Source organism: Bradyrhizobium sp. CCBAU 53351, from assembly GCF_015291745.1.
Taxonomy (GTDB): Bacteria; Pseudomonadota; Alphaproteobacteria; order Rhizobiales; family Xanthobacteraceae; genus Bradyrhizobium.
In genome coordinates this window covers 5,027,670-5,047,633 of record NZ_CP030059.1, presented here as the reverse complement: position 1 = coordinate 5,047,633, position 19,964 = coordinate 5,027,670, and the positions used below count along the sequence as shown (strand labels likewise).

Sequence of the window (19,964 nt, the reverse complement as noted above, 5' to 3'; positions counted from 1 at the left end):
ACCATGCAGCGTCGATCCATGCTTCGCGCGAGCCTTGCCGGACTATTTAGTGCTTTCGCAGTGCGCCAGGCGTCCGCGGCGACGGAAACGCCCGCGCGGCAGCGCGTCGCCTATCATCTGGCCGATGCCGACCGTGTCGTCTTCGTCCTGGGCAATCTGCAGAACCATGTCGACGGTGTCGGCGGACCCGGCAAGGCCGACATCAGGCTGGTCGTGCACGGGCCGGCGCTGCGCGCCTTCCATGCGCTTGCGGCCCAGGACCACACTGTTGCGATGATGACGAAGCTCATCGATGCCGGCGTCGGCTTCGATGCCTGCGCCAACACGATGAAGGCCCAGGGCGTCAAGCTGGACGACCTCACGCCCGGCTTCGTCGTCGCGGAGAAGGGCGGCGTGGTGCGGCTCGCAGAGCTGCAACAGCAGGGATTTGCGTATTTGCGTCCCTGAACAGGCATGGGCTTGTGCGCCGGGGCTTGATCTCGCTCATATGGCGCGACCGCGCCGCGCGATAGATTGGCAAGTCCAGGGCATATTGAGGCGGCCGTGCTGACGACACTCATCGATTTCATGGGGGAAGACCGGCTGTCATGGCTGGGCGGCCTCCTGGTCGGCGGCCTCTTTGGATTCTTCGCCCAGCGCAGCCGCTTTTGCCTGCGCGCTGCCGCCGTCGAGTTCTCCCGCGGCGCGGGCGGGCCGCGCCTTGCGGTGTGGCTGTTGACCTTCGCTGCCGCGCTGGTGGGCACGCAAGGCCTGGTCGCGCTCGGCTGGCTCGACGTCTCCGAGGCGCGGCAGCTCGCGCAGCAGGGAAGTATCTCCGGTGCGCTGGCCGGTGGGGTGATGTTCGGCTGCGGCATGATCCTCGCTCGCGGCTGCGCCAGCCGGCTGCTCGTGCTCTCGGCCAACGGCAATCTCAGGGCGCTGCTGTCGGGCCTGGTGTTTGCTGTCACCGCTCAGGCCTCCTATCGCGGCTTGCTGTCGCCCGCGCGCGAGTGGTTCACCAATCTGTGGCTGGTCGACGGTGGGCCGTCGCGTGACATCATGGCGGTGTTCGGAGGCGGCACACAGGAGAAGCTCGCTTTTGGCGCATCGTGGCTGATCGCAGGGTTCGCCTTTGCCTTTCGCAGCCATTTGCCGCGTCGGCTGCTTCTCGCCGCGCTCGCTGCGGGGGCCGCCGTTGTTGCCGGCTGGTTCTTCACCTACCAGCTGTCGCAGGCCTCCTTCGCGCCGGTGACGCTGAAGAGCCTGACCTTCAGCGGACCGTCGGCCGAATTGCTGATGCTGGTCCTGAACAGCTCCCAGCTCCGGCTCGGCTTCGACCTCGGCATTATCCCGGGCGTGTTCCTCGGCTCGTTCGCCGCGGCGGCGCAGGCGGGTGAGCTGAAGCTGGAAGGATTTTCGGACGGGCTCGGCATGCGCCGTTACTTGCTCGGCGCGGTGCTGATGGGGTTCGGCGCGATGCTCGCCGGGGGCTGCGCGGTCGGTGCCGGCGTGACCGGCGCCTCGGTCTTCGCGCTCACCGCCTGGCTCGTGCTCGGCGGCATGTGGCTGGGAGCGGGCCTCACGGATTTGATCGTCGACCGCGGCGGCATGCCGCAAGCGCGACCGGCGACGGGCTGGGCAACGCGGAAACCATGACCTCTGAGGTAATGGAAGGGCCGAAACCTGCGTGATAGGTTTCCGGTCATGAATGCACATGCAGCCACGGCACGTCCTGATCGAAGCCAACCGGTCCATATCGGTGACCATTTGCGCGAATGGCGGCAGCGCCGCCGCATGAGCCAGCTTGATCTTGCGGGCGAAGCCGAAATCTCGGCGCGTCACCTGAGCTTCGTCGAGACCGGCCGCGCCGCGCCCTCGCGGGACATGGTGCTGAGGCTCGCCGAACGTCTCGACGTGCCCTTGCGCGACCGCAACGTGCTGCTGGTCGCGGCCGGCTACGCGCCGGCCTTCCAGCAGCGCCCGCTGGAGGATCCCGCCTTGAAATCAGCCCGCCAGGCGATCGATCTCGTGCTCAAAGCCCATGAGCCCAATCCCGCGCTCGCGGTGGACCGGCACTGGAACCTGGTGTCGGCTAATCGCATGGTGGCGCCGCTGCTGGACGGCATTCCGCAGCATCTGCTCGGCCAGCCCTTCAACGTGCTGCGGCTCGCCTTCCATCCCGAGGCGTTGGCGCCGCGCACGGTCAACCTCGCGGAATGGTGCGGACATCTCTTGGAGCGGCTGCATCGGCAATGCGAGGCGACGGCCGATCCTGAATTGATCAAGCTCTATGACGACCTCAAGAGCTACCCGATTCCCGCGCGCGCAGGGCCGCTGTCGAGCGACAATGTCGCGATTCCCTTCAAGCTGCGCCATGGCGGGGAGATACTGAGTTTCTTCTCCACCACCATGGTGTTCGGCACGCCCGTCGACATCACCCTGTCGGAACTGGCGCTGGAGACGTTCTTCCCGGCGGACGAGCGCACCGCCGAACGGTTGAAGCAGATGGCGGCCGGGCTGTCATAGCGGCGTTTACAGACAGCGGCGGCCCCCGCATAATCCTCGGGATGGATACACGCGCGTTCCGGCGAATGCGGCCGGCCAACCCCGTCGGCGATCTCCTGCGCGGCTGGCGCACGCGACGCAGCTTGAGCCAGGCGGAATTGGCGTTCGAGGCCGGCATCTCGATCAAGCATCTGAGCTATGTCGAGACCGGCAAGGCGGCAGCAAGCCGGGACATTCTGCTGCAGCTTGCATCCGCGCTCGATCTGTCGCTGCGCGACCGCAACGCGCTGCTCGAGGCCGGTGGCTTTGCCCGGCAATATGGCGAACGCGATCTTGCCGCGCCGGAGCTCGCCGACGCGCGGCGTGCCATCGATCTTCTGCTCCGGCGGCACGAGCCGTTTCCCGCAATCGTCACCGATCGGCGCTGGAACGTGAAGCAGGCCAATCGCGCTGCCTCACGCCTGGTGACCATGTTGCTCGGCGCGGAGCGCATGCAGCGGCCGCTCAACCATATGCGCATGTTCCTCGCGCCGAACGAGCTCAAGCCGTTCGTCGAGAACTGGCCCGCAGTGGCCGCCGCGCTGCTGTCGCGTGCGCGCCACGAGGCGATGGCAGCGCCACTCGACGAAGCCCTGCAATCGACCTGGCGTGAATTGATGCGGCTGCCGGAGCTTCCCGCATGTGGGGTCGAGGATCACGCCGTGCCGGGGCCGCTCTGCGAGGTGCGCCTGCGCAAGGGCGATGTCGGCATCGGTCTGATCGGTGCGGTGCTGACGCTCGGCACGCCGCAGGATGTGACGCTGCAGGAGCTTCGCGTCGAGATGTTCATGCCGGCCGATGCCGCATCCGAAGCCGCCCTGGTCGCGCTTGCGGCTCAGGACGCCTGAGCTTGCGCGGCCTCGCGCCGCTCGAAGCTCATGGCCTGCATCACCTCCGCGAATGGACCCTTGCGGTCGCTCAATGTCGCCGTGGTGAGGCCCGCGCCGTTGGCGCCGACGCGCGTGGCCGCGCGGATCAGGATCCATTCGTCCTCCGGCGGACGGAAGAAGTAGAGGCTGATCTCGGGGTTGATGAAGGTCCAGTCGCGCATGTCGACGATCTGCGCAACGCCGCTGGAAAAGTCCGCGGCCTGCACCGCCTGCAGCAACGGCGTGTTCGGCTCGCCCTCGACCAGCGGCGCATCGAGCCGCATCCAGGCCGCCGCCGGGCCCGGCTGCTCCAGTGCGCCCTCGATCAGCCGCACCGAGACGTTCTGGAAATAGCGGCTCCATTTCTGCGCGAAGGCCGGCGGCGGGCTGCCTGCTTCGGGTGCCTCGTCGACGGCTACGGGCCTTGCGAAGGGATCGACGGGCGATTCTCCGCTCGGTGCCGTCAGCAGCGCCGTGCAACGGCCGATCTCGGTCTCGCCGTCCATCAGCCGCACCTGCAAGGTCTTGGCCTTGGGGCCGTCGCGCAGCAATTCGGCAATGGTGCCGAAGGCACGCAGGCCCGCCGGCCGCCACAGATCGAAAGTCAGGCGCCGCACCGCAAAGCCGGAGGCGGCGGCGAGGCGCTCGACCTCGCGAGCCATCAGCGCGGTGGTGGCGCTACCCTGCAACATGTCCGGCGACCATGGCCCGCCGGCATGCTCGGTGGCCCGGAATTGCCGGCCTTCCGGCTTGAAAATGGCATTCATCGCGGTCTCCTTCGGGCTTGATCCCGGCCGCGAGTATCCCGGCGGGCCGGAGCCGTCACAATAACCGCAGAGGTGCAGTCGTGAGCCATGCAGGACGGGTGCCTTGCGCCGTCCCCGGTTCGGCTTATCTTCCGGCGAACCCGGTATCCGCCCGAAGGAGGCGCCTGACATGAGCACGCTGAAACCGCTCCAGATCGACGTCGTCTCCGACGTGGTGTGCCCCTGGTGCTATATCGGCAAGCACCGGATCGAGAGCGCGCTGGCGCTCGTTCCTGACGTCCCGGTCAAGCTCAATTTCCGCCCCTTCTTTCTCAATCCCTGGGTGCCGCGCGAGGGCATCAGCCGCGAGGCCTACCTCACCCAGAAGTTCGGTTCGGTCGAGGCCTATAAGGGCATTGCGGGGCGCGTCGTTGCGGCTGCAAGCGAGGAGGGCCTCGTCTACAAGCCCGAGCTGGTCGCGCGCCAGCCCAACACCACCGACTGCCATCGCCTGATCCTGTGGGCGGAAGCGATCGGCAAGGCGCCCGAGATGAAGCAGCGCCTGATGGAGCTGTATTTCCGCGACGGCGGCGATCTCACCGACGTCAACGTGCTGGTGCAGGCGGCCGCAGATATCGGCCTCGATGCCGAGGACGTGCGCAAGCGCCTTGCCACCGACGAGGACGTCGCACGCGTCTCGGCGGACGCGCAGGAGGCCGCCGAGAAGGGCATCTCCGGCGTGCCCACCTATGTCTTCGCGCAGAAATACGCCGTCTCCGGCGCGCAGGATCCGAACCTGCTCGCTCGCGCCATCCGTCAGGTCTCTGAGGAGATCAACACCGAGGCGGCGGAGTAGCGTTCGCTTTATTTCCGGAGGCTGCGAACCAAGCGTCGCGCGGTCTCGTGCGCGGCGTTGAGCCCGACCAACGCGCCGTGAATGAGCGCGACGACCGGATCGTGCCGCCGCAGCGGGATCAGTACGTCACCGATCGCGAAACGTCCCCGCCAGATCGGGTTGATCATGGGGTGGTCGGCGCTGGCGGTGGAATCCGCGCTGGCGATGGCGGGATCGGCGCAGAGGTGCCGCGTGAGCTCGAGCGTGAGCTGCACGCCCGGCGAATATTTTGCAAAGCGCTCGTCGATGCCGAGCTTGAAGAAGAAGGCGCGATCCTGATGGCGCAGCACGATGCCGGCGGCCACCGGTGTCGTCCCGGCGCGAAGCGTGACGATCTCGCACTGCGCGGTCTCCGCCAGGGCCGGTACGGTGCGGCGGATGAAGGTCGCATCGCCGGCATGCTGAACCAGCGCGGTGCCGCGCTTGCCTTTCCAGCCGCTGGCTTCGAGCTGCAGGAAGGTCTCGAGCGCGGGCCCGATCTCGTCCGGCCGGCGCGCAACGTCGAACGTAACGGGGCCGTGCTCGTCGAGTCGATGGCGCAGGCGACGCAGCTCCTTGAGCTTCTTTGCGCCGAGGGCCTCGCGCAATAGCGTTTCGTCATCCTGCGTCGCATCGAGGCTGGCGCGGAGATAGGAGGACAGGACGCGCGGCTTCAGGCCGTCGTGGTTCAAGACCTGCCTGAGCGCATTCATCGCGGCACCGTCGATCGCGACATCGTTCAGCACCAGCGCGTGTGCGCCGGACTCGCGGGCCTGCTGCAACAGCCGCGTGGCCGCCTCGATCGGGGCGTCGCGGTCGATCAGCGGACTGCACAGCGTGCCGTAGGGATGCGCGCTCACCAGCGCGGGCAGGGGAATCTTCAAGGCTTGCCACAGCGAGATCACGGGCATCAGCCCGATCAGCCGCGTCGAAGCGCCGTCGAACGCGGGCAACGCCGAGGCCGAGGTGCGGCCGCGCGCAGATGCACTGACGGCGAGCTCCCAGGCGGGCAGGTAATATCCGTTCGGCTCGATCGCCCGCTGCGCGAGAGCGCGCCATTGTCCGGGGTCGATCGCATGGAGCGGGACGCGCGCGGCCATGGCATCCTTTGCGGATGCCGAATGGATCGCTGCCTGCTGCGCGATGTCGACCACGTCCCCTCGTCCCGTTCGCGCGGGCAAATGCCGCGTCACGGGGCCATGATTAGCGCAAAGATTGGAAAATACCGTTGGCGCGCCGTTTCAATTCGAACGGTAATGTTAACGTCTCATTGAGCATCCGGTGCCGGATGCTCGATTTGAACCTCACTTGTCGCCGGGCAGGAAGTGATCACGGGCGCTCGCTTGTCCACCGCTGGCCGTATCGGTGATCGTGACCTCGAGATCGCGCGAACTCTTCGGCAGATCGGCCGGCCCGACCTGCACCGACAGTCTGACCTCGCGGGTCTGGTCCTGCCCGACCTCGACGATCGGCTCGCCATCGGGAGCGGCTTCGATGCCGGCGACCCGAATGGTTGCACCGGGCAGTCCCGAAACGTCCAGCGTGAACGATCGCTGTGCGCCCTTGTTGAGAATACGCACGGTGTAGTCGTTGCGCACGCCGCCGTCCGACAGTTGCACGAACAGCGGGTTGCGCTCGTGCAGCACGTTGACGTCCATGGTCGCGCGCGTGGCGAGGGTGTAGATCATGATCGTGCCGACGATGGCAATGGCGGCCGTATAGATCAGCGTGCGCGGGCGGATGATGCGATAGATCGGCGGCTTGCCCTCGCGCCGGCGCTGCATGTTGATGTCGGTGTCGTAGCCGATCAGGCCCTTGGGCCGTCCGATCTCCTGCATGACGTTGTCGCAGGCGTCGATGCAGAGGCCGCACTGGATGCAGCCGAGCTGGATGCCGTGGCGGATGTCGACGCCGGTCGGGCAGACATTGATGCACTGGTGACAGTCGACGCAATCGCCGGCGAGGTCGCCCTGGGAGCGGGCGGCTTCCGCCTTCTTCACGGACATGCGAGGCTCGCCGCGGTCGCGGCGATAGGTGACGTTGAGTGCCCATTCGTCGGTCAGGGCCGCCTGGATGCGCGGCCACGGGCACATATAGATGCACATCTGCTCGCGGGCGTGGCCGGCAAAGACATAGGTCGTTGCAGTCAGGATGCCGATCCAGAGATAGGCAATGAACGGAGCCTGGAAGGTCGCGAGCTCCTTCACCAGCGTCGGCGCATCGTCGAAATAGAGCACCCAGGCGCCGCCGGTCCACCAGGCGATCATGATCCAGAGAAAATGCTTCAGCGCGACCTTCCGGATGTGGTCGAACGTCCAGTAGCGCTTGTCGCCCTGCATGCGCTCGCGGCGGTCGCCCTCGACCCAGCGCTCCACGGCGTAGAACAGGTCGGTCCACACCGTCTGCGGGCACAGATAGCCGCACCACAGCCGTCCCGCGACCGCGTTCATCAGAAACAGTGCCATCGCCGCGAGGATGAGCAGGCCGGTGAAATAATAGACCTCTTGCGGCCACAGCTCGATGAAGAAGAAGTAGAAGCGGCGATGCGGCAAGTCGATCAGCACGGCCTGGTCGGGCAGGCCGGGTCCGCGATTCCAGCGCACGAACGGCAGGAGATAGTAGATCCCGAGCGTGACGCAGAGGATCGCCCATTTGATGCGGCGGAACGGCCCATGGACCGACTGCGGATAGACCTTCCTGCGCTTTTCGTAGAGAGGCCCTTCAATGAAGGTGTCGTCGGTCATGGCAAATTCCCCCGCATCAATGGCTGGATTCGCGCGTTCAGGAGAACGCGCAGCCGCTGCTCAGGCCCAGCTTCCTGAATACGATCGCTGCCGGGCAGAAGCCGGTGATCGAGGCCTGCAACATGTTCAGCCCGGCGAAGGCCGTCAGCAGGTACCAATACGCGTTCACATAGGTGCCCAGTGCGAGACCGAGCAGGACAACGAACCCCGCAAAGGCGAGGACGGCTTTATCGACGTTCATGGCAGGTTCCTTCTTAGTTTCGGGTCAGGTTGGCTTCGGTCCAGGTGACGATGCTGCGCGTATCCATCGCGCCGGATTGGCGGGCGATCTCGCGGCCGCCGCGCATCAAGAGCAGCGTCGGAATGCCGCTGATGTTGAGCCGCGACGACAAGGCGGGCGCGTCGTCCGAATTCAGCTTCAACAGCCGCACGCCGGGCTCGAGCTGTTGCGCCGCACGCTCGAACATCGGGGCCATGGCGCGGCAGGGTCCGCACCACGGCGCCCAGACGTCGATCAGCACGGGAATGTCGCTGCTGGCGACATGGCGGTCGAAGGCTTTCTCGTCCACCTCGATCGGATGGCCGGTGAACATCGGCTGATGACAGGCGCCGCAGCGCGCACCTTCCGGTGCGCGCTCGGCGGGCAGGCGGTTGATGCGCCCGCAATGTCCGCAGACGATCTGGCGTGTCGTGCTCATGTGCCGGTTCGGACCTCCTTGATCTTGGCGATGTTCAGCCTGTCGAGCAGGAAGCGCTCGTAGAACGGCTCACTCTCGCCGCGCCGCATCTTGCGCAGGAAGTATTTCTCGAAGGCGACCTTGGCGAAGTGTATCCATTCGCCTTTTGAGGACCAATTGACGTTGCGCGGCGGGATCTGCGGCTGCGCCAGGAAGGCGACGCCGGAATCGCCGAAATCGGCGAGGCAAATCGCGTTCCAGGTTGGCTGCGCCGTGGGCGCCTTGCCGCGGAGCAGGGCGCCGATGTTGATCGCGGTCGCCGTCACCATGGATTCGATCATGAAGCCGGTCTTGGGCACGCCCACCGGCACCGGCGTCGCGCCGACCGGCGCGATCGCCACGCAGACGCCGACTGCAAAGATATTGGGGAAGGTCGGGTTCTGCTGATGCTTGTCGACGATGACGAAGCCGCGCGGGTTGGTCAGCTTCTCGATGCCGCGAACCGCTTCGACGCCGCGAAAGGCGGGCAACATCATCGAATAGGCGAATGGCAGCTCATGGGCCTTGCGAGAGGTGCCGTTGTCGGACAACTCCTCGACCGTCATGAGGCCAGCGTCGATCTTGTCGACGCGGGCGTTGGTGATCCATTTGATGTGCTTCTCCCGCATCTCGCTTTCAAGCAGACCCTTGGTATCTCCGACGCCGTCGAGACCGAGATGGCCGATATAGGGCTCCGAGGTGACGAAGGTCATCGGCACCCGGTCGCGCAGCTTCTGCCGGCGCAGCTCCGTTTCCAGGATGAAAAGGAATTCGTAGGCCGGCCCGAAGCAGGAGGCGCCCTGAACGGCACCGATCACGACCGGACCGGGATTGGCCGCGAGCTTCTCGAAAGCTTCACGGGCGTGCGCGGCGTGATCGACATGACAGATCGATTGCGTATGACCCTGCGGCCCAAGACCGGGGATTTCGTCGAAGGCAAGTTCAGGACCGGTCGCGACGACCAGATAATCATAGTCGATCGACGTGCCGTCGCCGAGCTCGACACGGTTCTCCTCGGGGTGGACGCGCTTTGCCCCCTGCGTCAGCAGCCGCACGCCCTTGCGTTTCATGATGTCGGCGAGATCGATCTCGATCTCCTCGCGCTTGCGCCAGCCGACGGCTACCCACGGATTCGAGGGCACGAAATGATAGACCGCGCCTTGCGAGACGACGCTGAGGCGGTCGTCCTTTCGCAACTGGGGCAGCAATTCATAGGCCATCAGCGTTCCGCTCAGACCGGCTCCGACTACGACAACTTCCGCCATGGGTACCTCCGTTGGATCAGGCCGCATCACCGGTTCTGTGCCGGCTGTCGTGCAGCGCTTGACTATATATTCGTAATTACGTATATACGCAAGTATGAAAATAGATAGCGAAATCATGGAGCGGGCGGCGGATCAGGCGAGCGAGTTGCTCAAGGCACTCTCGAACCGCCACCGTCTTCTCATCATCTGCCAGTTGATCGACGGCGAGCGGTCGGTCGGCGAGCTGGCTGAGTTCCTCAGCCTGCGGGACTCTACGGTCTCTCAGCATCTTGCGCTCCTTCGCAAGGACGGCCTCGTTGCCGCCAGGCGTGATGCGCAGACGATCTTCTATTCGATCGCCAGCGAGCCGGCGCGCGAGATCCTGAAGACGCTTTATCAGGTGTTTTGCGCGCCGAAGTCCGCAAGGACAAAGTGAAGCCTAGGCAATGGCGGGCGGGTGCGCCTTGCGCGAGATCAACGCGCCTCCGCCCGATGTCGATGAAATGAGAGGACACCGCGGCGCGGTGCGATGAACCAATGAGGACACGGATGCGTCCCTTGCAATATCTGGCGCGCCTGGGGCTGTTGGCCGCGTGGGCGGCGATCGGGGTACCGCCGGCATCCCTTGCCGCCGCGGAGACGTTTGGCGTTGCGCAGCAGAAGGTCGCCGACGAGAAGGCGGTCTTCGCGACCGTCGAGAGCATCAGCGTGGTCCCGGCGCGTAGCCGCATCGGCGGCACCGTCGTTCAGCTCAAGGTGCGGGAAGGGGATCGCGTCGCCGCGGGTCAAATCATCGCAGCGATCGGGGACGAGAAGCTCGTCCTCCAGATGACATCGCTCGATGCGCAGATCGAGGCGCTGCAGGCCCAGGCCAAGCAGGCGCAGCTCGACTTCACCCGGACTGAAGGGCTGGTCGAGCGCGGCATCCTGCCGCGCGTCAAGCTCGACGAGCAGCGCACGGCGCTCAACGTCGCCGACAACGGCCTGCGCGCCAGGACCGCGGAGCGCGCCGTCATCAACGAGCAGCTCAACCAGGGACAAGTGCTGGCGCCGGCGGACGGACGCGTGTTGAAGCGACTGATCACCATGGGATCCGTCGTGCTTGCGGGCGATCCGATCGTCACGGTCGCCGAGCAGAACTTCAAGCTGCGGCTGCGCGTGCCGGAGCGCCACGCGCGCTTCCTCAAAGCCGGCGATAAGGTCCGCGTCGATGGTGCAGAGCTGGCAGGCGAAGCCTCTAAATGGGGTGTGGTCGACCTCGTCTATCCTCAGATCGAGGAGGGGCGGGTCATCGCGGACGCGACGGTCGAGGGGCTCGGCGAGTATTTCGTCGGCGATCGCTTGCGGGTCTGGATCGCCGGCGGCGTGCGGTCGGCCTTCGTCATTCCTTCCAGCTATGTGACGACCCGGTTCGGCGTCGACTACGTCCAGCTTCGGAAAGCGGATGGGACGATTGACGTGCCGGTGCAGCGCGGCCGCGAGATGCCGACCCCTTCGCTTCCTGACGGGCTCGAGATCCTGTCGGGCATCCGGGCCGGCGACGAATTGGTGCGGCCATGAATCTCGGTCTGTCAGGACGGTTGACCCGGTCGACCATCGCATCGCCGCTGACGCCGCTGTTCCTGCTCGGCGGGCTCGTCGTGGGGCTGATCGCCGTCGTCGTGATCCCGCGCGAGGAGGAGCCGCAGATCAGCGTTCCCATGGTGGACATCCGCGTCAATGCCGACGGCCTGCGCGCGCCCGACGCCGTGGAACTGGTGAGCAAGCCGCTGGAATCGATCGTCAAGGGTATCGACGGCGTCGAGCACGTCTACAGCCAGACCGAAGACGACCGCGTGATGGTCACCGCGCGCTTCCTGGTGGGCACCAAGTTCGAGGATGCTATCCTGCGGGTGCACGAGAAAATCCGCGCCAATCTCGACCGCGTTCCCGTCGGCATCCCCGAGCCGCTGATCGTGGGACGGGGCATCAATGACGTCGCGGTGTCGGTGTTGACGCTGTCGCCGAAGCCGGAGGCGGCCAGCCGCTGGACCGACAAGGACCTCTATGAGCTCGCCGACAAGCTGCGCGCGGAGCTGATGAAGGTCGACGACATCGGTCTCACCTACATTTCCGGCGGCGCGGCGCAACAGATTCGGGTCGAGCCCGATCTGGAGAAGCTGTCGTTGTTCGGCGTCACGCTGCAGCAGCTCGTGGCCAAGGTGAAGGACGCCAACCGCTCGTTCCTGGCCGGGCAGGTCCGCGATGCCGGCATCGTCCGAGGCGTTGCAGCGGGGCAGACGCTGTCAGGCGTTCCCGACATCGGATTGTTGCTGATCACGAGCCGCGACGGCCGGCCGGTCTATGTCAAGGACGTCGCCTCCGTCGTCGTCGGTCCGAGCACCATCGAGCATCGGGTCTGGACGGATTCGCGCGGGCCCGCCGGGCAGTGGACGCGCACGCCCGCCGTCAGCCTGGCGCTGGCGAAGCGGGCCGGCGCCAATGCTGTCGTCGTGTCCGAGAACATCGCCAAGCGCCTCGACGGATTGAAGTCGCGCCTGATCCCGGATGATATCCAGGTGACGGTGACGCGCGACTATGGTGAGACGGCCAACGAGAAGGCCAACGAGCTCTTGTTCCACCTCGGCCTCGCGACGGTCTCGATCGTCGTCCTGATCGCGGTCGCGATCGGTTGGCGCGAGGCGCTGGTGACCTTCGTCGTGATCCCCACGACGATTCTCCTCACGATGTTCGCGGCCAATTTGATGGGCTACACCATCAACCGCGTCAGCCTGTTCGCGCTGATCTTCTCCATCGGCATTCTGGTCGACGACGCCATCGTCGTGGTCGAGAACATCGCGCGGCACTGGGGCATGCGCGACGGCCGGCCGCGGCTGCAGGCGACCATCGAGGCGGTTGCGGAGGTCGGCAATCCCACCATCGTCGCAACGCTGACCGTGGTCGCCGCGCTGTTGCCGATGTTGTTCGTGTCGGGCCTGATGGGTCCCTATATGGCGCCGATCCCGGCCAATGCGTCGGCGGCGATGCTGTTCTCGTTCTTCGTCGCGATGGTGGTGGCGCCCTGGCTGATGCTGAAGCTCGCACCGAAGGGCGAGACGGCCTCCGCGCATGCGGAGCACGACGAAGGTCGGCTCGGCCGGCTTTACCGTCGCTTCGCCACGCCGATCGTGCGGAGCAAGCGGTCGGCCTGGATCTTCCTGCTCGGCGTCGGCATCGCGACCCTGCTGTCGATGACGCTGTTCGCGACCAAGTCGGTGACGGTCAAACTGCTGCCGTTCGACAACAAGTCCGAAATCGCCGTGGTCGTCGACCTGCCGGAAGGCGCGAGCCTGGAGGCGACCGAGCGCACGCTGTTCGGCGCGACCGAGATCGCGCGGCAACTGCCCGAGGTCACCTCGCTGCAATCCTATGCCGGCACGCCGGCTCCCTTCAATTTCAACGGCCTGGTACGTCACTATTATCTGCGGGAGAGGCCCGAACTCGGCGAAGTGCAGGTCAATCTGGCCGCGCGCGGCGAGCGCAAGCGCGCGAGCCACGAGATCGCGCTCGAGCTGCGCGAGAAGCTGAAGGCGCTTGATACGCCCGCGGGCACCAGCCTCAAGGTGGTCGAGGTGCCGCCGGGGCCGCCCGTGCTGTCGACGCTGCTCGCCGAGGTCTACGGTCCCGATGCGGCCACGCGCCGTGCGGTCACGGCCGAGCTCAAGAAGGTGTTCGCGGACGTGCCGTTCATCGTCGACATCGACGATTCCATCGGCGAGAAGCGGCCGCGGCTTCGGCTCTCGATCGACCAGGACCGGCTCGAATTCTTCGGCGTCGAGCAGCGCGACGTCTACGACACCATCCAGGCGCTGTTCGGCGGCATCTCGATCGGCTATTCGCATCGCGGCGAGGACCGCAATCCGATAGAGATCGCGGTGCATCTCGGAAAGCGCGATCTGGTCTGGGACGAGGCGCTGGCCTCGACACCGGTGCCGGCCAACACGTTGCCCGGCAGCAAGACGGTGGTCGAGCTTGGCCAGGTCGTGAAGGCGACTATGGAGGAGGGCTCGCCGACGATCTTCCGCCGCGACGGCCGCTTCGCCGACATGGTGATGGCCGAACTCGCCGGGCGCTTCGAGGCGCCGCTTTACGGCATGCTCGCGGTTGCCGATCGCGTCGAGACTCATGACTGGGGCCGGCTGCCGAAGCCCGCGATCAGCCTGCACGGCCAGCCCTCGGACGAGTCGCGGCCGACGCTGCTATGGGACGGCGAATGGGAGATCACCTGGGTGACCTTCCGCGACATGGGCGCCGCCTTCGGGGCAGCCATCCTCGGCATCTACGTGCTGGTCGTCGCCCAGTTCCGGAGCTTCCGTCTGCCACTCGTCATCCTGACGCCAATTCCGCTGACGTTGATCGGCATCCTGATCGGGCACTGGCTGCTGGGTGCGCCGTTCACCGCGACCTCGATGATTGGCTTCATCGCGCTTGCCGGCATCATCGTGCGCAACTCGATCCTGCTGGTCGACTTCATCCGGCACAGCAACGCAGACGGCAAGTCGCTGCGCGATGTGGTGCTGCAGGCGGGCGCTGTGCGTTTCAAGCCAATCCTGCTCACCGCGCTCGCCGCCATGATCGGGGCCGCAACCATCCTGCTCGATCCGATCTTTCAGGGGCTGGCGATCTCGCTCCTATTCGGGCTCGCCTCGTCGACGCTGCTCACCGTGCTGGTGATCCCCGCGATCTATATCGCCCTGCGCGCACCGCGCGAGGCGGCTCCGAGCGCATCCAAATCCAACTAACGAGGGTCCGATGGACAAGAACTACGTCGACATCACCAGGAACATCTCGGCCAATCTGAAGAAGCTTCGTAGCGACATTCCCGACACCATGAAGGGATTTTCCGCGCTCGCCCAGGCCGCCACGCGTGACGGCGCGCTGGACAAGAAGACCAAGGAGCTGATGGCGCTGGCGCTCGGCGTCGCCGCGCATTGCGACGGCTGCATCGGCTTCCACGCCGAGGCGCTCGTCAAGCTCGGCGCAACCCGCGAGGAGATCGAGGAGACGCTTGGCATGGCCGTCTACATGGGCGGCGGGCCGTCGCTGATGTACGCGGCCGATGCGATCGCGGCCTACGAGCAGTTTCAGCAGCAATCGTCCGCCGGCTGATCTTCGTCACCCGATGGCATGCGAACGGGACCGGGCGAGCTGTCTCGTCCGGTCCCGACTGTCATGCCGTCATCAATTACCAGCGGTCGCCGACACCGACGCCGACGCTGACGCCAGGCGCGCGGATGCCGACGCCGGCGCGCGGACCGTCATCCCAATCGCGATGATAGGTTCGGCGCTCGTAATAGCGTTCGCGCGGCATGTAGTTGTAGGAATCGCGCACGATCACGCGCGCGCCGCCACGCGTGCGATAGCAGCGGCCGGCGTCGTCGCAGACGAGCCGCACTTGCTGAACCAGATCCGGATTGGTGTACTCGCTGGTCGTGTAGATATCGGAAGCCTTCGCGCCCGAGGCGGCCGCCAGGGCACCCACGCCCGCCAGCAGCGCAATCGCAAATGTCTTCATCATGTCCTCCTCGAAACTGCCCTCGGCGGTAACAAGAAGGGGAGGCGGCTATCGTTCCCGGCCAAAATGCTGGTTTTTCCCGGAACTTTCTCTTTCAGCGCTCCTAGATCGGCTCGTAAGTCTCGGTCCCGCAGATGTCGTCGGCTTCGGCGCGCCGGCGGTCGACGACCTTTCCGCCATTGATCGTCACGATGTAGGTCTGGGCGCCAAGCGACGTGCCGGTCGCGGAGGTGAGCTGGGCGCGGACGCAGGCGGTCCAGCCCGGTCCTCGCACCTCGCGATGGGGCGGGGCGACGTGCACCTCGCGCGGATAGGAGGTGGTGAGGAAGACAACGTCGATCTGTTCGCGCACCACACGCTTGACGTCGGGGGGCGCTTCGGGCGCCGGTTGCTCGGTCTCCTTCATGCGCATGAACTCAGGCACCGGCGCGCGGCTGTCGGCAAAGCCGCAGGCGCCGAGCGCGAGCGCGCCGCGCCGCTTGAGCAACAATCCGTAACATCCGTGAAAGTCCCCTGCGGGCCAACAGATAGGCACGAATGCGGTCCGGCGAAGTCCTCGCCGATCAAGATTTGCTGAAGCCTCCACTAAGCCTTGAGATCAATCCTTGGAGCCCGCGGTATTTGCTATTCCGCGATTGCAGGCTAGCGTGCACCCCAGACGAAGGGGATTGCAGCAATGAGGACTTTGGTCATCGCGGCCGCCGCGCTGGCGCTGGCGCTGACGGCTGCCCCGGCGCAGGCACAGGGCCGGCGGCCGCCCCAGGACTCGGCCAAGCCCGGGGACAACAAGCCCAAGGTCGACGAGAAGGTCTACAAGGCTGCGCTCGAGCGCATTCCCGAGCCCAAGGACAAGTACGACCCATGGGGCGGCGCCCGCCCGAGCGAACCGGCCAAGAAGCCGAAATAGAGTAGCGGGTCTGATTCGGGCTTTTCGAATCATGTTCCGGCGGGATCGACGACGAGTACCCACAATCGCCTGCTTCGCGAGGCAGCGCTCTCGTCGTGTCGCGCAATCATCATCGTATTGTGGATGTGATGCGAACACTCCGTTCACATCGCGCGCGCTATTGCACGAAGGCGAGGCCGACGCGCTTGTTACTGCGCCAAACTGTGCGACAATTCCGTACGAAGTCGTCGCGAGCGATCGAGAGCGTGAACGATTGCGGCAACGTGACGGGAGCGTCGAGGTCGATCGCCGCGCCGCCCGCCGACATGTTTCGCACCGTGCAAGCGATGCCGTTGTTTTCGAAGGTGATCGTTCCACCCTTGAAAACACGGTGACGCTGCGCTGTACGCCTCTCGATCATCCGAGTCGATCCATCATGATGATCAAGGAGTAGTGCATAGAAATTGCGTTGAACTAAATTCAATACTGGCGCTACTTACCTGGCGTTTCAGACTTCGTTTACGACGTTCGAGCGGAGAGGCTCTCCGCCGACTTTCCCGACAAGCCTTTCTTTTATGGCGTTACGCGCCGATGGAGATTCCGATGAAGACCACGCTTTCGCTTCTGTTCGCTGCAGCGTTCTCGCTGTCGTCGATGCCCGCCCACGCCGTCAAGTGGGACCTCTCGACCATGAGCTGCAAGCAGTTCCTCGAGAGCGGCGAAGACAACATCCAGGTGGTGCTGACCTGGATGGATGGCTGGTACAAGGGCGACGAGGACAACGCGATCATCGACACCGACGTGTTCATCGAGAACGCCAAGAAATTCGGTGCCATTGCGGAAAGAACCCGACGGCCAGCATCGTCACCGCGGCCGACGAAGTGCTCGGCAAGTGATGTGACGCACGCGGGCCGAAGCGCGACTGCTTCGATGCGATCGTGATGGAGAGCCGCGGGTGCGCTTTGCGCTCACGCGGCTCTCGTTTTTTGGATCAGCCCGGCAACATCGCGAAGGCGCTGGACACCATCGCGACCGGCTTGTTGTCGGTCGCCGAGAGCAGCGTGACGCGGCCAAAGCTCATGGTGCGCCCGAGCCGCACCACGCGTGCGTCCGCCAGCACGTCCGAGGAGGACACCGCGCGCATGAAATGCGTGGTCTGGTCGACCGTGGTCATGGGGCGGTAGCCGCGATTGGCCGCGAGGTTCGCGATCACCATTGCGGTGTCGGCGAGCGCCATCAGGGCCTGGCCGCAGACCACGCCGCCGTTCCGGCACAACCGTTCCGAAAACGGCATGCGCAGGAGCGCGCCCGGTTGCCAGTCCGGGACATCCGCCGGCTGCGCGTGCTCGAGGCGCTCGATCGCGAGGTTGAGATCCTGGACCCAGGGCGCGAAAACCTCGCCGAGGATGCGTCTGGCGTCGGGGAGGCCGAATTCGGCGTCTGGCTGCCTTTGCATTGCTGTCGCACACTCCTGTATTGCCGGATGTTTCGCTCCCATTGTGCGCGCATCGGCGCGGCAAAGTCACCCGGTCGCGGCGGTCCCGCCGGCTTGAAAATGCCTGACTTGGCCCGGTATGATGCCTCGCTTGGGGTACGGGTGGATGATGTTGCGTCGGGGTGTCCTGGTTTTTTGTATGGTCGCGCTCGGCCTCGCGCTGAGTGGGTGCACCAGATGCGGCCCGATCTGGGACGATTGGCTGCATGGGCCCAAATCGTGCCGGTCGGATCGGCTCTAGCGGGGCTCCGAACGCGCCCGGGGGCGACACGGATGGCACGGCGCGGGCGATCCGTGCGTCATGGATTGATCAAGGAGTGGATGATGAAGCTTTTCCGTTTGGCCGCGGTGCTGGCCGTGCTGGCCGGCCCGGCCTACGCGCAAATGCCCCAGCTCAATTTGCTGCAGGACGCCCCGAGCAAGACCCCCGAAGAGAAGGCCGCGGAAGCCGAGCGCGACAAGGCCTATAAGGAAACGCTGAAGAAGATTCCGGACAACAAGGCGTCCAACGATCCCTGGGGCGGCATGCGCTCCGATCCGCCGAAACAGCCGGCGCCGAAGGCATCGGCTGCAACCAGCGCGCCGAAGAAGTCCAAGAGCGGCACGGCCGCCAACTGATTTTGGCCGCGTCGGGGACGGTCCGACGCCTTGCGAACGGGACTCCTCTTCAGCCGGCCCGCGCCCTACATTTGCCTCTGAGCGTAGCGCGTAGAGGAGGGCAGGATATGGCCGATCGTCCGCGGGATCTCGCCGAGCGGATGGCGCGCCGGCGCAAGGTGGCCGGCAAGCCCGGCCGAACAAGCGGCGACGGTTATCTGCGCGAGACCTTCACGCTGCCGCGCACCGCGGCGCGGGAACGGGCGCAGGCCTTCTTCGCCCGCTACCCCAAGGCCGGCTATATGAGCGCGGTCGAGACCTGGCGCGAACTGCCCGGCGGCGAGATCGAATTCACCATGCGGCGGCTGCCCAGCGCGGACTAGGCGGGCCTGCTCCGAGGGCTCATGCTATTCGAGGGTTTCGGCGACGATGCGGATCCGGAACACGGGCTCCTTGGCCTCGTCTAGGAGCTCCATGTGCCATTCGGAATTTTCCTGGAGCTTGCGGGCGATGCCGGCGGTCATGTCCGCGCAGACGCTGGTCATCTCTTTCCAGGCCGAATCGCGATCGGCGAATTCCGTCGCCTGGTCGGCGCAGCCGGAATAACGGCCATTCCGGATTCGAAAGAAATAGAGCGGCATGGGCAGCACCGGTCGCACGACGTGATGGCCTCGTCCCCACGGCCATGGGCGCGCGCAGTCCAATCCCAAACCGGCGTCAGATCAATTCCGGGCGGCTACGGATGATGCTGCAGCAGCGGGCCTGCCAGCCGTGGCGGGGCGCAAGGCGCCTCGCGATTGCCGACAATTCATCCGGCCGGTTCAGGCCGTTGTCCGGCCGATCGCTTCAGCTCCCGATCGATCCGCAACTGCACGCGGCGGATCGCGAGCAGATCAATTTTCGTCTCGGTCTTGCCGGTCTTGATCTGCTCGCCGATGCGGAACTGCCATTGCCAGATTCCGGGAATCGCCGTCTTGGCGACGGTGAACTCGATGCCCCTGTGATTCATGGCGACCTCCCACGATTCACCCTCATGACTGTTAACATGGTGGTCGTCATAATATTCCGGGCACAAGCAAAATCTGCAGATTGCCGGGCGAAGCCCGTGGTTCTCCGACCATGAACAGAGTTCCTGAACCGCAGGCTTAAGGTGTTCGCGCTGCAGTGGATTCCGGTTCCCTGCCAGCGGCGGCATGTGCTTTGCTTGCTTGATGAGAGCAAGCATCATGGGCTCGACATGCTCGGCATTCCCCGGCGGTACAGTCATTTCGTCTTTGGAATCATCCAGTCCGGATTGACCTCGCTGATTGCAGCGTGGGTCGCCAGCTTTCCTGCCGGCGATGGCATGATCTTCTTTGAACATTGGATGGTGTCGTGGCTCATCGCCTGGGCCACCATGGTGCCGATCGTGCTGTTGGCTGCGCCCGCGATCCGCGCCTTCTCGCTGCGCCTGACGCGAGAGGAACGTGAGTCGGCGGCCGGCCGTCAGGCATGAAAAAGCCCCGCCTGGGGAGAGCCAAGCGGGGCAGAGAGTTGTTGGAGGCTGAGGTGCTGGGCTGCAACACCATAGCCGCATCATCCTAGCCGGCTCCGCTTACGGCAGCCTGACAGGCGGCAGCTTTCCGAGCCTGGCACAGGCCGCAGACTGGCCCCGCACCGGTCCCAATTTCGACATCCGTTCGCACAACTGCCGACACACAGGTCGGCAAGATTTCA

General features: G+C 65.4%; 25 protein-coding genes and 1 pseudogene. 14 read left to right on the top strand and 12 right to left on the bottom strand.

Features of this window, described 5'->3' with window-relative positions; genetic code table 11:
• Window positions 1-3: 3 nt before the first annotated feature.
• The 4 genes from XH83_RS24025 (at window position 4) to XH83_RS24010 (ending at window position 3,371) form a co-directional block, all read left to right on the top strand.
• Entirely contained in the window at window positions 4-447 is a 444-nt protein-coding gene (locus XH83_RS24025; protein WP_194403190.1) for a DsrE family protein, read from the top strand.
• A 96-nt stretch (window positions 448-543) separates the two neighbouring features.
• On the top strand, window positions 544-1,635 hold the full coding sequence (locus XH83_RS24020) for a YeeE/YedE family protein (protein ID WP_194403189.1): 1,092 nt from the start codon (window positions 544-546) through the stop codon (window positions 1,633-1,635).
• A 48-nt stretch (window positions 1,636-1,683) separates the two neighbouring features.
• Window positions 1,684-2,505: a helix-turn-helix domain-containing protein gene (locus XH83_RS24015; protein ID WP_194403188.1), complete on the top strand. Its 822-nt coding sequence runs from the start codon at window positions 1,684-1,686 to the stop codon at window positions 2,503-2,505.
• 41 nt (window positions 2,506-2,546) lie between these two features.
• On the top strand, window positions 2,547-3,371 hold the full coding sequence (locus XH83_RS24010) for a helix-turn-helix domain-containing protein (protein ID WP_194403187.1): 825 nt from the start codon (window positions 2,547-2,549) through the stop codon (window positions 3,369-3,371).
• Here the strand turns inward: XH83_RS24010 and XH83_RS24005 are convergent.
• A complete protein-coding gene (locus tag XH83_RS24005; RefSeq protein WP_194403186.1) occupies window positions 3,359-4,159 on the bottom strand; it encodes a thioesterase family protein in 801 nt (266 codons plus the stop codon). The two genes, XH83_RS24010 and XH83_RS24005, sit on opposite strands and share 13 nt — an antisense overlap.
• Before the next feature lie 169 nt (window positions 4,160-4,328).
• Here XH83_RS24005 and XH83_RS24000 point away from each other — a divergent pair, with 169 nt between their 5' ends.
• Window positions 4,329-4,994 carry a DsbA family oxidoreductase gene (locus XH83_RS24000; protein ID WP_194403185.1) on the top strand — a complete coding sequence of 222 codons (666 nt, stop codon included), beginning with the start codon at window positions 4,329-4,331 and terminating at the stop codon, window positions 4,992-4,994.
• Between the two features lie 8 nt (window positions 4,995-5,002).
• Here XH83_RS24000 and XH83_RS23995 read toward each other — a convergent pair whose 3' ends face one another.
• The 5 genes from XH83_RS23995 to XH83_RS23975 all read right to left on the bottom strand — a co-directional run bounded on the left by XH83_RS23995 (window position 5,003) and on the right by XH83_RS23975 (window position 9,737).
• The gene (locus XH83_RS23995) at window positions 5,003-6,166 is read right to left on the bottom strand and encodes a GNAT family N-acetyltransferase (protein ID WP_194403184.1); all 1,164 of its coding nucleotides are present in this window, start codon (window positions 6,164-6,166) and stop codon (window positions 5,003-5,005) included.
• A gap of 150 nt (window positions 6,167-6,316) precedes the next feature.
• The gene (ccoG, locus tag XH83_RS23990) at window positions 6,317-7,756 is read right to left on the bottom strand and encodes a cytochrome c oxidase accessory protein CcoG (protein ID WP_194403183.1); all 1,440 of its coding nucleotides are present in this window, start codon (window positions 7,754-7,756) and stop codon (window positions 6,317-6,319) included.
• Window positions 7,757-7,793: 37 nt separating this feature from the next.
• Window positions 7,794-7,997, bottom strand: a complete 204-nt coding sequence (locus tag XH83_RS23985; protein ID WP_194403182.1) for a DUF2892 domain-containing protein — start codon at window positions 7,995-7,997, stop codon at window positions 7,794-7,796.
• 13 nt (window positions 7,998-8,010) lie between these two features.
• Window positions 8,011-8,454, bottom strand: coding sequence for a thioredoxin TrxC (trxC, locus tag XH83_RS23980; protein WP_194403181.1), 444 nt, complete (start codon window positions 8,452-8,454; stop codon window positions 8,011-8,013).
• A complete protein-coding gene (locus XH83_RS23975; RefSeq protein ID WP_194403180.1) occupies window positions 8,451-9,737 on the bottom strand; it encodes an NAD(P)/FAD-dependent oxidoreductase in 1,287 nt (428 codons plus the stop codon). Before XH83_RS23975 ends, trxC begins: the two co-directional genes overlap by 4 nt.
• Before the next feature lie 115 nt (window positions 9,738-9,852).
• On the opposite strand from XH83_RS23975, the gene XH83_RS23970 reads away from it, so the two are divergent.
• The 4 genes from XH83_RS23970 to XH83_RS23955 all read left to right on the top strand — a co-directional run bounded on the left by XH83_RS23970 (window position 9,853) and on the right by XH83_RS23955 (window position 14,864).
• Window positions 9,853-10,152, top strand: coding sequence for a helix-turn-helix transcriptional regulator (locus tag XH83_RS23970; protein WP_025037340.1), 300 nt, complete (start codon window positions 9,853-9,855; stop codon window positions 10,150-10,152).
• Window positions 10,153-10,265: 113 nt separating this feature from the next.
• Window positions 10,266-11,276: an efflux RND transporter periplasmic adaptor subunit gene (locus tag XH83_RS23965; RefSeq protein ID WP_194408383.1), complete on the top strand. Its 1,011-nt coding sequence runs from the start codon at window positions 10,266-10,268 to the stop codon at window positions 11,274-11,276.
• Complete coding sequence (locus XH83_RS23960; RefSeq protein ID WP_194403179.1) at window positions 11,273-14,497, top strand: efflux RND transporter permease subunit; 3,225 nt, start codon at window positions 11,273-11,275, stop codon at window positions 14,495-14,497. The genes XH83_RS23965 and XH83_RS23960 overlap by 4 nt, the downstream gene beginning before the upstream one ends.
• 10 nt (window positions 14,498-14,507) lie before the next feature.
• Window positions 14,508-14,864: a carboxymuconolactone decarboxylase family protein gene (locus XH83_RS23955; protein WP_194403178.1), complete on the top strand. Its 357-nt coding sequence runs from the start codon at window positions 14,508-14,510 to the stop codon at window positions 14,862-14,864.
• Between the two features lie 76 nt (window positions 14,865-14,940).
• Here the strand turns inward: XH83_RS23955 and XH83_RS23950 are convergent, their stop codons facing one another.
• Window positions 14,941-15,273 carry a hypothetical protein gene (locus tag XH83_RS23950; protein ID WP_194403177.1) on the bottom strand — a complete coding sequence of 111 codons (333 nt, stop codon included), beginning with the start codon at window positions 15,271-15,273 and terminating at the stop codon, window positions 14,941-14,943.
• 100 nt (window positions 15,274-15,373) lie between these two features.
• Entirely contained in the window at window positions 15,374-15,760 is a 387-nt protein-coding gene (locus tag XH83_RS23945; RefSeq protein WP_246776309.1) for a hypothetical protein, read from the bottom strand.
• Window positions 15,761-15,946: 186 nt separating this feature from the next.
• Here XH83_RS23945 and XH83_RS23940 point away from each other — a divergent pair, with 186 nt between their 5' ends.
• Window positions 15,947-16,177: a hypothetical protein gene (locus tag XH83_RS23940; RefSeq protein WP_194403176.1), complete on the top strand. Its 231-nt coding sequence runs from the start codon at window positions 15,947-15,949 to the stop codon at window positions 16,175-16,177.
• 157 nt (window positions 16,178-16,334) lie between these two features.
• Here XH83_RS23940 and XH83_RS23935 read toward each other — a convergent pair whose 3' ends face one another.
• A complete protein-coding gene (locus XH83_RS23935) occupies window positions 16,335-16,577 on the bottom strand; it encodes a PilZ domain-containing protein (RefSeq protein WP_194403175.1) in 243 nt (80 codons plus the stop codon).
• A gap of 182 nt (window positions 16,578-16,759) precedes the next feature.
• Here XH83_RS23935 and XH83_RS23930 point away from each other — a divergent pair.
• Window positions 16,760-17,052, top strand: a pseudogene (locus XH83_RS23930) (HdeA family protein).
• Between the two features lie 95 nt (window positions 17,053-17,147).
• On the opposite strand, the gene XH83_RS23925 reads toward XH83_RS23930, so the two are convergent.
• Entirely contained in the window at window positions 17,148-17,612 is a 465-nt protein-coding gene (locus XH83_RS23925) for a PaaI family thioesterase (protein ID WP_194403174.1), read from the bottom strand.
• 363 nt (window positions 17,613-17,975) lie between these two features.
• Between XH83_RS23925 and XH83_RS23920 the strand changes: the two genes are divergently transcribed.
• Together XH83_RS23920 and XH83_RS23915 are read left to right on the top strand one after the other, a co-directional pair.
• Window positions 17,976-18,269 (top strand): hypothetical protein, encoded by a 294-nt coding sequence (locus XH83_RS23920; RefSeq protein WP_194403173.1) that lies wholly within the window; start codon window positions 17,976-17,978, stop codon window positions 18,267-18,269.
• Window positions 18,270-18,376: 107 nt separating this feature from the next.
• Window positions 18,377-18,631, top strand: a complete 255-nt coding sequence (locus XH83_RS23915; RefSeq protein ID WP_194403172.1) for a hypothetical protein — start codon at window positions 18,377-18,379, stop codon at window positions 18,629-18,631.
• Between the two features lie 24 nt (window positions 18,632-18,655).
• Here XH83_RS23915 and XH83_RS23910 read toward each other — a convergent pair whose 3' ends face one another.
• Both XH83_RS23910 and XH83_RS23905 read right to left on the bottom strand, forming a co-directional pair.
• Complete coding sequence (locus tag XH83_RS23910) at window positions 18,656-18,889, bottom strand: hypothetical protein (protein ID WP_194403171.1); 234 nt, start codon at window positions 18,887-18,889, stop codon at window positions 18,656-18,658.
• Window positions 18,890-19,056: 167 nt separating this feature from the next.
• Window positions 19,057-19,257 carry a hypothetical protein gene (locus XH83_RS23905; RefSeq protein WP_194403170.1) on the bottom strand — a complete coding sequence of 67 codons (201 nt, stop codon included), beginning with the start codon at window positions 19,255-19,257 and terminating at the stop codon, window positions 19,057-19,059.
• 228 nt (window positions 19,258-19,485) lie between these two features.
• Here XH83_RS23905 and XH83_RS23900 point away from each other — a divergent pair, with 228 nt between their 5' ends.
• Window positions 19,486-19,743 (top strand): DUF2798 domain-containing protein, encoded by a 258-nt coding sequence (locus XH83_RS23900; protein WP_194408381.1) that lies wholly within the window; start codon window positions 19,486-19,488, stop codon window positions 19,741-19,743.
• Window positions 19,744-19,964 lie beyond the last annotated feature (221 nt).

Coding starts and splice junctions, on each gene's coding strand:
- XH83_RS24025 (WP_194403190.1), top strand. CDS start 4: ATGCAGCGTCGATCCATGCTTCGCGCGAGCCTTGCCGGACTATTTAGT.
- XH83_RS24015 (WP_194403188.1), top strand. CDS start 1,684: ATGAATGCACATGCAGCCACGGCACGTCCTGATCGAAGCCAACCGGTC.
- XH83_RS24010 (WP_194403187.1), top strand. CDS start 2,547: ATGGATACACGCGCGTTCCGGCGAATGCGGCCGGCCAACCCCGTCGGC.
- XH83_RS24005 (WP_194403186.1), bottom strand. CDS start 4,159: ATGAATGCCATTTTCAAGCCGGAAGGCCGGCAATTCCGGGCCACCGAG.
- XH83_RS24000 (WP_194403185.1), top strand. CDS start 4,329: ATGAGCACGCTGAAACCGCTCCAGATCGACGTCGTCTCCGACGTGGTG.
- ccoG (WP_194403183.1), bottom strand. CDS start 7,756: ATGACCGACGACACCTTCATTGAAGGGCCTCTCTACGAAAAGCGCAGG.
- XH83_RS23985 (WP_194403182.1), bottom strand. CDS start 7,997: ATGAACGTCGATAAAGCCGTCCTCGCCTTTGCGGGGTTCGTTGTCCTG.
- trxC (WP_194403181.1), bottom strand. CDS start 8,454: ATGAGCACGACACGCCAGATCGTCTGCGGACATTGCGGGCGCATCAAC.
- XH83_RS23975 (WP_194403180.1), bottom strand. CDS start 9,737: ATGGCGGAAGTTGTCGTAGTCGGAGCCGGTCTGAGCGGAACGCTGATG.
- XH83_RS23970 (WP_025037340.1), top strand. CDS start 9,853: ATGGAGCGGGCGGCGGATCAGGCGAGCGAGTTGCTCAAGGCACTCTCG.
- XH83_RS23965 (WP_194408383.1), top strand. CDS start 10,266: ATGCGTCCCTTGCAATATCTGGCGCGCCTGGGGCTGTTGGCCGCGTGG.
- XH83_RS23960 (WP_194403179.1), top strand. CDS start 11,273: ATGAATCTCGGTCTGTCAGGACGGTTGACCCGGTCGACCATCGCATCG.
- XH83_RS23955 (WP_194403178.1), top strand. CDS start 14,508: ATGGACAAGAACTACGTCGACATCACCAGGAACATCTCGGCCAATCTG.
- XH83_RS23950 (WP_194403177.1), bottom strand. CDS start 15,273: ATGATGAAGACATTTGCGATTGCGCTGCTGGCGGGCGTGGGTGCCCTG.
- XH83_RS23940 (WP_194403176.1), top strand. CDS start 15,947: ATGAGGACTTTGGTCATCGCGGCCGCCGCGCTGGCGCTGGCGCTGACG.
- XH83_RS23935 (WP_194403175.1), bottom strand. CDS start 16,577: ATGATCGAGAGGCGTACAGCGCAGCGTCACCGTGTTTTCAAGGGTGGA.
- XH83_RS23925 (WP_194403174.1), bottom strand. CDS start 17,612: ATGCAAAGGCAGCCAGACGCCGAATTCGGCCTCCCCGACGCCAGACGC.
- XH83_RS23920 (WP_194403173.1), top strand. CDS start 17,976: ATGAAGCTTTTCCGTTTGGCCGCGGTGCTGGCCGTGCTGGCCGGCCCG.
- XH83_RS23915 (WP_194403172.1), top strand. CDS start 18,377: ATGGCCGATCGTCCGCGGGATCTCGCCGAGCGGATGGCGCGCCGGCGC.
- XH83_RS23910 (WP_194403171.1), bottom strand. CDS start 18,889: ATGCCGCTCTATTTCTTTCGAATCCGGAATGGCCGTTATTCCGGCTGC.
- XH83_RS23905 (WP_194403170.1), bottom strand. CDS start 19,257: ATGAATCACAGGGGCATCGAGTTCACCGTCGCCAAGACGGCGATTCCC.
- XH83_RS23900 (WP_194408381.1), top strand. CDS start 19,486: ATGCTCGGCATTCCCCGGCGGTACAGTCATTTCGTCTTTGGAATCATC.